At 69.3% G+C, this 12,328-nt stretch carries 11 protein-coding genes; 6 read left to right on the top strand and 5 right to left on the bottom strand.

Annotation, left to right across the window (positions count from 1 at the left end; translation table 11 throughout):
* From EV691_RS16165 to EV691_RS16155, 3 genes are all read left to right on the top strand, one after another.
* A partial coding sequence (locus tag EV691_RS16165; RefSeq protein ID WP_207901107.1) for a transposase occupies positions 1-354 on the top strand: 354 nt, incomplete at its 5' end.
* Between the two features lie 119 nt (positions 355-473).
* Positions 474-641, top strand: coding sequence for a rubredoxin (locus EV691_RS16160; protein ID WP_039801295.1), 168 nt, complete (start codon positions 474-476; stop codon positions 639-641).
* A 185-nt stretch (positions 642-826) separates the two neighbouring features.
* Positions 827-1,156 carry an HU family DNA-binding protein gene (locus EV691_RS16155; protein ID WP_165493862.1) on the top strand — a complete coding sequence of 110 codons (330 nt, stop codon included), beginning with the start codon at positions 827-829 and terminating at the stop codon, positions 1,154-1,156.
* A gap of 171 nt (positions 1,157-1,327) precedes the next feature.
* Here the strand turns inward: EV691_RS16155 and EV691_RS16150 are convergent, their stop codons facing one another.
* From EV691_RS16150 to EV691_RS16140, 3 genes are all read right to left on the bottom strand, one after another.
* On the bottom strand, positions 1,328-2,725 hold the full coding sequence (locus EV691_RS16150) for an HDOD domain-containing protein (protein WP_131298393.1): 1,398 nt from the start codon (positions 2,723-2,725) through the stop codon (positions 1,328-1,330).
* Positions 2,726-2,804: 79 nt separating this feature from the next.
* Positions 2,805-4,880, bottom strand: coding sequence for an ATP-dependent DNA helicase RecG (gene recG, locus EV691_RS16145; protein ID WP_131298391.1), 2,076 nt, complete (start codon positions 4,878-4,880; stop codon positions 2,805-2,807).
* Positions 4,877-5,812, bottom strand: coding sequence for a hydrogen peroxide-inducible genes activator (locus tag EV691_RS16140; protein ID WP_131298389.1), 936 nt, complete (start codon positions 5,810-5,812; stop codon positions 4,877-4,879). The genes recG and EV691_RS16140 overlap by 4 nt, the downstream gene beginning before the upstream one ends.
* An 88-nt stretch (positions 5,813-5,900) precedes the next feature.
* On the opposite strand from EV691_RS16140, the gene EV691_RS16135 reads away from it, so the two are divergent.
* Positions 5,901-6,761, top strand: a complete 861-nt coding sequence (locus EV691_RS16135; RefSeq protein ID WP_131298387.1) for an SDR family oxidoreductase — start codon at positions 5,901-5,903, stop codon at positions 6,759-6,761.
* A 1-nt stretch (position 6,762) separates the two neighbouring features.
* On the opposite strand, the gene EV691_RS16130 is transcribed toward EV691_RS16135, so the two are convergent.
* Positions 6,763-7,314 carry a DUF6436 domain-containing protein gene (locus tag EV691_RS16130; protein WP_131298385.1) on the bottom strand — a complete coding sequence of 184 codons (552 nt, stop codon included), beginning with the start codon at positions 7,312-7,314 and terminating at the stop codon, positions 6,763-6,765.
* 111 nt (positions 7,315-7,425) lie between these two features.
* On the opposite strand from EV691_RS16130, the gene bipL reads away from it, so the two are divergent.
* Positions 7,426-8,364, top strand: a complete 939-nt coding sequence (bipL, locus tag EV691_RS16125; protein WP_131298383.1) for a phospholipase BipL — start codon at positions 7,426-7,428, stop codon at positions 8,362-8,364.
* Position 8,365: 1 nt separating this feature from the next.
* On the opposite strand, the gene EV691_RS16120 is transcribed toward bipL, so the two are convergent.
* Entirely contained in the window at positions 8,366-9,109 is a 744-nt protein-coding gene (locus EV691_RS16120) for a DUF2059 domain-containing protein (RefSeq protein WP_131252862.1), read from the bottom strand.
* Between the two features lie 357 nt (positions 9,110-9,466).
* On the opposite strand from EV691_RS16120, the gene EV691_RS16115 reads away from it, so the two are divergent.
* A complete protein-coding gene (locus tag EV691_RS16115) occupies positions 9,467-12,037 on the top strand; it encodes a M10 family metallopeptidase C-terminal domain-containing protein (RefSeq protein ID WP_131298404.1) in 2,571 nt (856 codons plus the stop codon).
* Positions 12,038-12,328: the final 291 nt, after the last annotated feature.

Genomic DNA, 12,328 nt, shown 5'->3' with positions numbered 1-12,328 from the left:
GCCTGGTCCGGGGCCGAGCGCATCACGCTGGTGATGGACAACCTCAACACCCACAGTGCCGCCTCGCTGTACGAGACCTTTATGCCCGAGCAGGCTAAGGCCCTGAGAGATCGCTTCGAGTTCGTCTACACCCCCAAGCATGGCAGTTGGCTGAACATGGCCGAAATCGAGATCAACGTACTCGCCGGCCAGTGCCTGGACAGGCGCATCGACTCCCTCGAGCGGATGCGCAAGGAGGTCGCCGCATGGCAGCAACGCCGCAACCAGCTCGATGCCAAGATCAACTGGCAGTTCACCACCCAGGATGCGAGGGTCAAGCTACGCAGCCTATATCCGCAGATTGAAGTGTGTTGAGACACTAGGACCTGGCATCGATTGTTGCCACGCTTGCGTGTGCGCCGGCCGGCGCCGGTATTGGCGCTGCCGGCGACTTGCAGTAGCGTGGGGCGGTTCGCGACAGCGGGAGGTGAGCCATGCGCAAGTGGCAATGCATTGTCTGCGGCTTCATCTACGACGAGGCCTGCGGTCTTCCGGAAGAGGGCGTCGCGCCGGGCACGGCCTGGGAAGACGTGCCGCCCGACTGGCTGTGCCCCGAATGCGGCGCCAGCAAGCAGGATTTCGAGATGATCGAGATCGTTTGACGCTGCTCATCCGCTTTTTTCCGAAATTTTCCTGGATTCGAGCCATTGGGCGCGGGCGGCGTCCCCTCCGGGCGCCGCGGCTGTCCGTGGCGCTCCGTCGCCCTGCGCCGCTCAAGGGCGCGGGTTGACTGGCGAAGACCCGTGGCGCATGCCATCCTCCCTGTGTCGGCTGCAGCAGGGAGGCGTTGCAGCATCGGGAAGAGCGTAAGGACACAACAACAAGAATCGTCACAGAGGTAATCATGCGTAAACCGGAACTCGCTGCCGCCATCGCCGAAAAGACCGATCTCACCCGGGATCAGGCCAATCGGGTACTCAATGCGATGCTCGAGGAGATCACCAGCGCGCTGAACCGCAAGGACAGCGTCACCCTGGTCGGTTTCGGCACCTTCATGCAGCGCCATCGCGGCGCCCGAACCGGAAAGAATCCGCAGACCGGCCAGCCGGTCAAGATCAGGGCCAGCAACACGGTCGCCTTCAAACCGGGCAAATCGCTCCGCGACGCGGTCAACTGACCGGCTGAAGGTTGTGTCGCCCGAGCGGGAGGGGTTCGGGCGATTGCCTCTTTCCACAGGCGGCAGGACGTCCCCTGCGCCACCCGGCAAGCCGGAGCTGCCGTCGGCAGCCCCCTTTTCCCGTTCCCGTCCCGTTTGCCTGCCTGCCGCCCTTGCCCGGCCCGCGCGGCCTCATTCCGGCTGTGCCAGCAGCACGCGCAACGCCGTCTCCGCGGCCAGCACCCGGTCCAGCGCCTCCTCGGCCCTGGCCCGGGTCAGCCCCAGCTCGTCGAGCAGCCGCTGGGGAATCTCCTCCTGCAGCGTGCCGCCGATGCCGCGGTTGCGCAGCAGGTTGACCGCCACGTAGACCAGGTTGGCATACACCGCATGGCGGCCGCAGTAGCCGGGATCGTGCTGGCTGCGCAGCGCGACCGAAAGTTCCTCGGGCATCCGCCAGTGTTCCATCAGCCAGGCGCCGATCTGCTCGCGGGTGATGCCGAGCAGGTGGTGCTCGATCAGGAGGTGCGGCACGTGCGGGTTGATCCGCAGGTGCTGGCTGAGCAGCCTGAAGTAGGAGGGGAAGATGTGCGCGAGGGTCAGGTAGCCGAAGTTGTGCAGCAGTCCGGCCAGGTAGGCCAGGCCCGGCTCCGGCCGTTTGCCGCACGGCATCGCCCGGCACAGGCCGTCCATCAGGGTGGCGGTGTAGAGGGCTTCTTCCCAGTAGGGGGTCATGTCCTCCCGGGCCTCGGCGTGTTCGGCGGGCTTGATCTCGGACAGGCCGAGCGACAGGTTAAGCACCACGTCGGAGCCGAGTACCCGGACGATGGCATCCTCCACCGAGAGCACCCGCTCCTCTGACGGATGGTGGCTGGTGTCGGCCAGTCCGGCCCAACTGACCACCTGGGCGGCCAGGGCCGGATCGGTCTCGATCAGGTTGGTGACGTCGTCGTCGCTGCAGGCCCGCGGGTTGCCGTGCAGCTGGCGGATCCTGAGCACGGTATTCTGCCGCGGCGGAATCTCCACCCGGCGCTCCAGGCGCTGGCGGATGCGCCGGGCGGTGAAGCCCTGCACGGCCTCCATCGGCTCCTCGGCATGCGCCTGCAGGTTGTGGCGCAGGCGGATCAGCGGCACGCCGAAACGGGCGCAGGCGGCATCGCCGAGCAGGCTGCGGTAGTGCTCGCTGTCGATCTCCAGGAGCACGTGGGGCTGACCGGAGTCGAGCAGCAGGCTCGGCCCCTGCAGCAGGCGCTCGTCGTACAGGCAGGGACTGTCGATCAGCGCCGGCAGGCCGGGCAGCGCGCTCAGCCGTTCGCGGTCGAACAGCCGTTGCAGGCGGGCCTCGGCCGGGACGAGCGTGCGGCCGATGACCGTCTTCAGACGATGGAGGTCGAGCAACTGGTCGCGGGGGAACAGCACCAGCAGGCTGCCGGTGTCGTCCTCGAGCAGCGCGGCCTGTACCCGGGGCAGGCCGGAGCCGGGGCGCTCGTGCACGATGCGTACGGGAAGCCCGAGCCTGTCCAGCAGATCCCGGATGATCGGCGGCAGCTGGGGCTGTAGCAGTTCGGCAGCGGTCGGCATGGTCTTGGGCATAAGGCGTCTGCCGGATGGGGCGAAATCAGAGCAGTATAACCAGTCGGTCGGGCGCCGCACTGACCTGGGCCAATACAGCTCAGACTTGTCCGTATTGCTGGCCGTGCCGCAGCCAGCGTTCCAGCAGCGGACTGACATGCTGTGGCCAGCACGCCAGCAGGGTCTGGGCCGCCTCGCGCACCGTCGGGAGCAGATCGGCGTCGCGCATCAGGTCGGCGACCTTGAACTGCAGCAGGCCGGTCTGGCGGGTGCCGAGCATCTCGCCGGGACCGCGCAGCTCCAGGTCCTTCTCGGCGATGACGAAGCCGTCCGCGGTCTCGCGCATGATCGCCAGGCGCTCGCGGCCGAGCTGCGACAGCGGCGCGTGATAGAGCAGCACGCAGTGGCTGGCCGCGCTGCCGCGGCCGACCCGCCCGCGCAGCTGGTGCAACTGGGCGAGACCGAGGCGTTCGGGATTCTCGATGATCATCAGGCTGGCGTTGGGCACGTCCACGCCCACCTCGATCACCGTGGTGGCGACCAGCAGCTGCAGCCGGCCGGCCTTGAACGTCTCCATCACCGCGGCCTTCTCCGCCGGCTTCATGCGTCCGTGGATCAGCCCGACGGCCAGCTCGCCGAGCGCCGCGGAGAGCTCCTCGAAAGTGGTTTCCGCCGCCTGGCAGGTCAGCTCCTCGGACTCCTCGATCAGCGTGCAGACCCAATAGGCCTGGCGGCCCTCTAGGCAGGCGGCGCGGACCCGCTCGATCACTTCCAGACGCCGGCTGTCGGCGATCACCAGGGTGTTCACCGGAGTGCGTCCGGGCGGCAGTTCATCGAGGATCGAGGTGTCGAGGTCGGCGTAGGCGCTCATCGCCAGGGTGCGCGGGATGGGCGTGGCGGTCATGATCAACTGGTGCGGGCAGAGGCGGCCGTCGACGCCCTTCTGGCGCAGGGCCAGGCGCTGCTGGACGCCGAAGCGGTGCTGCTCGTCGATGATCGCCAGGGCCAGGTTGCGAAAGCGCACCTCTTCCTGGAACAGCGCGTGGGTGCCGACCACCATCGGGCAGCCGCCGGCGATCTTCTCCAGCGCCGTGGCGCGCGCCTTGCCCTTGAGCTTGCCGGCCAGCCAGGCGCGATCGATGCCCAAGGGCTCCAGCCAGCGGCTGAAGTTGAGGTAGTGCTGCTCGGCGAGGATCTCGGTGGGCGCCATCAGGGCCACCTGATAGCCGGCCTCGATGGCCTGCAGCGCGGCCAGCGCGGCGACCACCGTCTTGCCGGCGCCGACGTCGCCCTGTACCAGGCGCAGCATGGGCTCCGCCAGGCTGAGGTCGTGGGCGATCTCGGCACCGACCCGGCGCTGGGCGCCGGTGGGGGCGAAGCCGAGGTTGGCGAGAAAAGCCCCCGGCAACCGGGTGGCCGGCGGCAGGGGCGGCGCCTGCTGGGCGCGCACGCTTTCGCGCAAGCGCTGCAGGGACAGCTGGTGGGTCAGCAGCTCCTCGAAGGCCAGGCGGTGCTGGGCCCAGTGCCGGCCCTCGGCCAGCTCCTCGAGGTCGGCGTCCGGCGGCGGCCGGTGCAGGTAGCGGATCGCCTCGTCCAGCGCGCCGAGGCGGTGGGCGCGGGCCAGCTCTGCCGGCAGCCAGTCCGGCAGGCTGTGCGGGCCGAGGCGGGCCAGCGCCTGCCCGGTCAGGCCGCGCAGGCGCTGCTGGGTGAGACCCTCGGTGCTCGGGTAGATGGGCGTCAGGGTCTGCTCGACCGGTGCCGGTTCGTCGCCATTCTGCGCGCGGTATTCCGGATGATAGATCTCCAGGCCCGAGGCGCCGGGGCGCACCTCGCCGTAGCAGCGCAGCAGGGTGCCGCGCTTGAGCGCATCCTTCTGCGCCGGGCTGAAGTGGTAGAAGCGCAGGGACAGGGTGCCGCTGCCGTCCTGCAGGCGCACCAGCAGGCTTCTGCGCCGGCCCGTGACCACGTCGGCGGCGGCTACCGTGCCCTCGACCACCGCATCCTGGCCCGGACGCAGGGCGCCGATCGGGGTGATGCGGGTACGGTCCTGGTAGCGCAGCGGCAGGTGGAACAGCAAATCCTGGAGGGTCTCCAGGCCGACCCGGGCGAGTTTCTCGGCCAGCGCCGCGCCGACGCCCTTGAGTGCGGTGACCGGAACCGCCGCCAGTTCGGTCATGCGCTCTGCTGGGCGGGGCCGGCCGGCGAATGGGTCACCGAGCACAGGCGGATGGAGTCGGCCAGCAGCTCGATCGCCTTGGGCCGCGGGAAGCTAGCGCGCCAGGCGATGGCCACCGTGCGGAACGGCACCGGCGAGGCCAGCGGACGGACCTCGAGCACGCCGGGGGCGTAGTGGTGGCTGTTCACCGCGGTGAACGGCAGCACCGAGATGCCGAGCCCGGAGGCGACCATGTGGCGGATGGTTTCCAGCGAGCTGGATTCCACGGTGGTGTGGCGGTGCGCCTCGTCGCTCTTGCGCAGCGACGGGCAGGCCTCCAGCACCTGGTCGCGGAAGCAGTGGCCTTCGCCGAGCAGCAGCAGGCTCTTGTCGTTGAGCATCTCGCTGTCGATGGTGCGCAGCTTGGTCCACGGATGGTTGGCCGGCAGCAGGGCGTAGAAGGGCTCGTCGTAGAGCGGCTTGGTCAGCACGTCGGCCTCATTGAACGGCAGGGCGACGATGATCGCATCGAGTTCCCCGGTGCGCAGCTTGTCGCGCAGCACGTGGGTGAAGTTCTCCTCGATGTACAGCGGCATCTGCGGTGCCGCCTTGTGCAGCTGCGGGATCAGGTGCGGGAACAGGTAGGGGCCGATGGTATAGATGGCGCCGACCTTGAGCGGCGCGGCCAGCTGGTTCTTGCCGGCCTGGGCCAGTTCGCGGATGCTCTGTGCCTGTTCCAGCACCTTCTGCGCCTGGGTGACGATGCCCTCGCCGACCGGGGTCAGGCGCACGGCGGTCTTGCTGCGTTCGAAGATCAGCACGCCAAGCTCGTCCTCGAGCTTCTTCACGCCCACCGACAGGGTCGGCTGGCTGACGTGGCAGCGTTCGGCGGCGCGTCCGAAATGCTGTTCCTGGGCGAGGGTGACGATGTAGCGCAGTTCGGTGAGGGTCATAGCGAATATCCATTAGCTCAACAGCAAGAATAGCCTTTGCTTGGCCGAGAACCAACCATGCCCGCGGGGCGCCACAGGGGAGGTCCGCATGGAAACCACAGAGCCCGTGCTGCTGATCGCCGGTTGCGGCGACGTCGGCAGCCGCCTCGGCGAACGGCTGGCCGCCGCCGGCTGGCGCGTGCACGGCCTGCGCCGCCAGGTGGCGGCCCTGCCGCCGTCGATCCTGCCGCTGCGTGGCGATCTCGAGGCCGCGCAGTGCCCGGCGGACTGGCCGCCGGGGCGGATCGACTACCTGGTCTACAGCGCGGCGGCCAGCCGCCACGACGAGGCGGGCTACCGGGCCGCCTATGTCGAGGGCCTGCGCCATGTGCTGGACTGGCTGGCGCAGCACGGCCAGCGGCCGCGGCGGCTGCTGTTCGTCTCCAGTACCGGAGTCTACGGCCAGCAGGCGGGCGAATGGGTCGACGAACGCTCGCCGAGCGAGCCTTCCGGCTTCTCCGGGCGGGTCCTGCTGGAGGCCGAGCGCCTGGCGCTGGGCAGCGGCCTGCCGGCCAGCGTGGTGCGTCTGGCCGGCATCTACGGCCCCGGCCGCGAGTGGCTGCTCGGCCAGGTGCGTCGCGGCGCTGGCATCGATCCGCAGCCGCCGCTCTACGGCAACCGCATCCACCGCGACGATGCCGCCGAGCTTCTCGCCTTCCTGCTCGAGGCCGATGCCCGCGGCGAAGCGCTGGCCGACTGCTATCTGGGCGTGGACGACGCGCCGGCGCCGCTGCACGAGGTGGTCGCCTGGCTGCGCGGGCGGCTGGGGGTGACCGGGGAGGGCGCGGAGCGCATCGGCCGGCGCGCCGGCAGCAAGCGCTGCAGCAACGCCCGCGCCCGCGCCCTCGGCTGGGCGCCGTGCTACCCCAGCTATCGCGAGGGCTATGCGGCGCTGCTGGACGAGGCCTGAGTCAGCGCCAGGCGCAGAAGCAGCCCTCGGCCAGGGTGCCGCCGGCACGCACCGGACGGCCCTTGAGCAGGGCGTCGAGGACCGGCTCGACGAAGCTGTTGGCCGAGGTGCAGGTCGCCCCCTCGCTGTAGGGGCCGACGTAGGCCAGGCGGCCCTGACGGTCCCAGATCGCCAGCGCCGGGCTGGCCGGCAGTCCCTCGCTGCCGGGGAGTGCCGCCAGCGGCTGCAGTGTGGCCAGTGCCGGCGGCAGACCGCCGCGGCTGCCCGGCCGCTGCACGGCATGGAAGGTCACGCCCAGCGGGGCGTAGCGCTCGACCAGTTCGGCCAGATGCTGCTGGTTGCCGACGTTGCAGGGACAGGCCGGATCGTGGAAGTGCACCAGGCGGATCGGTCCGGGGCCTTCCAGTCCGGGCGGCAGGCGCAGGTCGGCGGCGTCGAACAGCACGGTCCGCTGGTAGCGGCCGCGGTACCAGTCGTAGGCGGCGGCGAGGACGGCGAGGCCGAGAATGCCGAGCAGGAGGACGAGCAGGGTCTTGCGCTTCGGGGAGGGCATGGCGTAAAGACGGGAAAAGGGTGCCCAAGCTTGCCATGCCGTGCCCGCCGGATGAAAGGCGCCGGCGCGGCGGGCCGCCGGGCGTAGCCTCCTCTTCGGACGAACCGTGCCATGTCAGAGTCCTTCCACCCCGAACTCCTGCGCCCCCTGCTGCAGCCCCTGGCCGCAGCCGGCGACGAGCTGCCGCAGATCCAGGCCTACCGCCGCTACTACGGGCTCGACCTGGGCGAGCAGCGGCCGGGTGTGCAGGGCCGTCTCGGCTGGTTCAACGTCGGCCCCTACCGGATCGTCGCCCAGGTCTGGTGGCCGGAGCGGCCGCGCGCGACGCTGCTGCTGCTGCACGGCTACTACGATCACATGGGCCTCTACCGGCACGTGCTCGACTGGGCGCTGGGCATGGGCTTCGCCGTGCTCTCCTGCGACCTGCCGGGGCACGGGCTGTCCAGCGGTGCGCCGGCCAGCATCGACGACTTCGCCGAGTACCAGGCGGTGTTCCAGGGACTGCTGGCCGAAGCCGCCACGCTCGATCTGCCCAGGCCCTGGCACCTGTTCGGGCAGAGCACCGGCGGCGCCATCCTGCTGGACTATCTGCTGACCGGCGCGCCGCGACCGGAAGTGGGCGAGACCATTCTCTTCGCGCCCCTGGTGCGGCCGCGCAGCTGGACCCTGTCGAAGCTCAGCTACCAGGCGCTCAGGCCGTTCGTCGCCTCGATCCCGCGGCGCTTCACCGACAACTCCGGGGATCCGGCCTTCCTCGACTTCATCCAGCGCGATCCGTTGCAGGCGCGCATCCTGCCGACCGCCTGGGTCGGTGCGCTGGCGCGCTGGATTCCGCGCATCGAGCGCGCGGCGCGCAGCGAGCGCAGTCCGCTGATCATCCAGGGCGACGCCGATCTGACCGTCGACTGGCGGCACAACCTGGAGGTCCTGCAGGGCAAGTTCCGCGACCCGCAGCTGCTGATGCTGCCGGACGCGCGCCATCACCTAGCCAACGAGCGCGAGGCGCTGCGCGAGCGCTACTTCGCCTTTCTCCGCGAGCGGCTTGAATGACTTATTGCTGTCCGACCGCCAGACCGGCGCGCAGGGCGGCGAGGGCGGCCTGGTAGTAGGCCTGGCCGGCGGGGGACTGGGCGAAAGTGACGAACTCTTCCAGCTCGGGGTCGGACAGGTCCCGGTAGACGTACATCAGGGTGTTGTCGAGATCCTGCTCGATTTCCTCGCGGATGCGCTGGCGCTGGTTGTCGAGCATGCCCAGGGTCTGGTCGCCGCCGCCGAACAGGCCGAAGCCCGGCACCATCTGGCTGAGGCTGTCGGCGGCCACGCCGGCCAGCGCCAGGCTGAGTTCGGCGCCGGCCTCGCCGGCCGGGATGGCCTGCGCCAGGTGGCGGATCAGCAGCCGGCGGGTGGCGTCGGCCTGCATGCGCGGCAGGCCGTTGGCGTGTCTGGCCAGCTGGTCGCTGCGGGTGGCGGCCAGTTCGGCGGCGACGATCTTGCGGCCCAGCGGGCTCTCGAAGAAGTCCAGCGCCGGGCCGGGCTGCGGCAGCTGGGCGCGCAGCGCCGCCAGGGCGCGGCGATCCATGGCCTGGGCGGCGAAGCGCTGGTTGCTGTTGTTGACCAGGGCCTGGTAGATCGCTGGCGGCAGGTTGGCCCGGTAGCGCTGCTGGGCAGCGGCGAGGGCGGCGTGGAAGTGCTCGCGCTGTTCTGGCCAGCCTCCGCTCCGGTAGAGCTGCAGGTAGTCGTCGGCAAAGCCGGGCAGGCTGAGCAGGGCGAGGACGGGGAAGGCGAGGGCGCGCATGGGGACTCCGGTCGTTCGTGGCGTTATTGTCGACGGCCCTGCGCGCAAAAGTCGAGGGGCCGCACCGGCATGGAGACGGGTGCCGGGAGCCTCCAGAAACTTCGTCATGGCGAACCAATGCCGTTTGGCGCTGCCTGAGCTCGGCAGGTGCACAGGCTGCCGTTCTGCCGGCGCATCCGCTACGAGCGGTGGACTCCACTCGCCTGCCCCTGGCCGGTCCAGGCGCCTGTCGCCCGGGGTCTTGTGCGAAGGCTTCGCCAGAGGCTGCAAACCGCCCGATGACAACAACACGGGAAAACCCGAAAGGATCGTTGAATGGGAATATCGACATCGAGCACAGGTAAGCTGCTCATGGATATGGCCGGAGGGCACGATCACGGCTATGGCCTGGCTCTGCAATCCGATGGCAGGATTCTGATAGGCGGTCAGGGCTCATCGAACTTCGGCGTGGTCCGGTTGAACGCCAACGGCACTTTCGACCCCAGCTTCAGCGGCGATGGTAAGGCCACCTTCGATATCGCCGGCGACTACGATTACGGTCGAAGCCTGGCCGTGCAGCCCGACGGCAGGATCCTGCTGGCGGGGTACAGTTTCAACCCCGGCACTGGCAATCACGATTTCAGCGCGATCCGGCTGAACGCCAACGGCACTCTCGATACCGGCTTCAGCGGCGACGGCAGGTTCATCTTCGACAGCAGCGACGATTACGGCTATGACCTGGCCGTGCAGGCCGATGGCAAGATCCTGCTGGGCGGCAGCATCAATAGCGACTTCGGCGCGATCCGGCTGAATGCCGACGGCAGCCTCGATACCGGCTTCGGCAGCGCCGGCATGGTTACCTTCGATATAGCGGGCGACTCCGATTATGTTCATGGCCTGGTCGTGCAGCCGGACGGCAAGATCCTGCTGGCGGGATTCAGCTTCAACCCCGGCAACGGGACTTACGATTTCAGCGTGAGCCGGCTGAACGCCGACGGTACCCTCGATGCCGGCTTCGGCAGCGGCGGCACGGTCACCTTCGACGGTGGCGGCAATGGCGACGATCACGCTTATGGCCTGAGCGTGCAGGCTGACGGCAAGATCCTGCTGGGCGGCAGCACCAATGATGACTTCGGCGTGATCCGCCTGAACGCCGACGGCACTCTCGATACCGGCTTCGGCAGCGGCGGCAAGGCCATCTTCGATATCGCGGGCGACTCCGATGACGGCCGCAGCCTGGCCGTGCAGCCCGACGGCAGGATCCTGCTGGGGGGATTCAGCTTCAACCCCGGCAACGGGACTTACGATTTCAGCGCGCTCCGGCTGAATGCCGACGGCACCCTCGACACCGGCTTCGGCAGCGGCGGCAAGGTCGTCTTCGATATCGCGGGTAGCTACGACGAGGGCCAAAGCCTGGCCGTGCAGTCCGACGGCAGGATCCTGATCTCGGGTTCCAGCTACAACCTCGATAGCCGCAGGTATGACATCGGTGCGATCCGGCTGAACGCCGACGGCTCGCTCGACAATACCTTCGGGGCGCCGGACGAGGAGGCCGTGACTCTCGAGGGCAGCGACGGCGACGACCTGCTGATCGGTAGCGACGGGCGCGACTCGATCCTCGGCAAGGCCGGCAACGACCTCCTCGACGGCGGCGCCGGACGCGACAGCCTGACTGGCGGCGCGGGCGCCGACCTGTTCCGCGTCTCGGCCCGCGCGGACAGCTACCGTACCGGCAGCGAGAGCCTCGCCGACCGGATCCTCGACTTCGATCCCGGCGAGGACCGCATCGACCTCTCGGCGCTGGGCTTCTCCGGGCTGGGCGACGGACACGACGGCACCCTGGCGGTGCAGGTGAACAGCGCCGGCACGCACACCTACCTCAAGAGCTTCGAGGCGGATGCCGAGGAGCGGCGCTTCGAACTCGTCCTGAAGGGCGACTACGCCGGCCAGCTCGACAGCGGCAACCTGCTCTTCGCGCCGCTCGTCCTCGAAGGCACCGCGTCTGGCGACAGACTGACCGGCAGCCCGCTGGCGGAAATTCTCACCGGCGGGGACGGCGACGACCGCCTGCATGGCGCCGGCGGCACCGACCTGCTCGATGGCGGCGCCGGGCGCGACCGGCTGACCGGCGGCAGCGGCGCCGACCTGTTCCGCATCTCGGCCCGCGAGGACAGCTACCGCACCGACAGCGCGAGCTTCGCCGACCGGATCCGCGACTTCGATCCCGGCGAGGACCGCCTCGATCTCTCGGCGCTGGGCTTCGCCGGCCTGGGCGACGGCCACGACGGCACCCTGGCCGTGCGGGTGAACGAGGCCGGCACGCGGACCTACCTGAAAAATTTCGAAGTGGATGCCGAGGGACGGCGCTTCGAGATCGCCCTGGACGGCGACCTCGCCGACCGGCTCGACGGCAGCAATGTGCTATTCGAGCCTGTGGCCCTCGAAGGGAGCGCGGCGAGCGACAGCCTGATCGGCAGTGCGGCGGCGGAAAGCCTCGCCGCCGGGGCTGGCGACGACTATCTGCATGGCGGCGCCGGCGCCGACATTCTCGACGGCGGCCTCGGGCGCGACACCCTGGCCGGCGGCAGTGGCGCCGACCTGTTCCGCTTTTCGAGCCTCAAGGACAGCTACCGCACCGATAGCGAAGGCTTCAGCGACCTGATCCTCGACTTCGACGCCGGCGAGGACCGCATCGATGTGTCGGCACTCGGCTTCAGCGGCCTGGGCGACGGCCACGGCGGCACCCTGGCGGTGCGGGTGAACAGTGCCGGCACGCACACCTACCTCAAGAGCTTCGAGGCGAATGCCGAAGGACAGCGCTTCGAGATCGCCCTGGAGGGCGACTACGGCGAGCAGTTGTCCGCCGACGCCTTCCTCTTCGCCACGGCAGCCGACTCGACCGGCCAGCTCCTGATCGTCGGCATCCCGCAGATCGAGCCGGCGGGTTGAGAAAACCCGGGGCGCGGCTCGCTGGAAGCGGATGGCATCCTCATGAGAGCCTCGCCCTGCCGGTAGAGTCCGGACCCAGGATAACGCTCGGCCGACATGTCGTTGTCCCTGCTTGTACCGCCTTGCCGCATGCGCACTCGCTGCCTGGCGCTTTATCCGGCAGGCGCTCTCAGCCCATGAGCGCATCGTTTCGATGCCATCCTTGTTCGTCCATGCATTCCGCTCGACGTTTTGAAGGACGCGACAAGGGCCTGTTCGGTGCGGCAGCGCGGCTCGCGCCGAAACGCCAAC

This window comes from Azotobacter chroococcum (assembly GCF_004339665.1).
Classification (GTDB): domain Bacteria; phylum Pseudomonadota; class Gammaproteobacteria; order Pseudomonadales; family Pseudomonadaceae; genus Azotobacter; species Azotobacter chroococcum.
The sequence above is the reverse complement of the archived record's forward strand: the minus strand, read 5'-3'. Positions and strand labels throughout refer to the sequence as shown.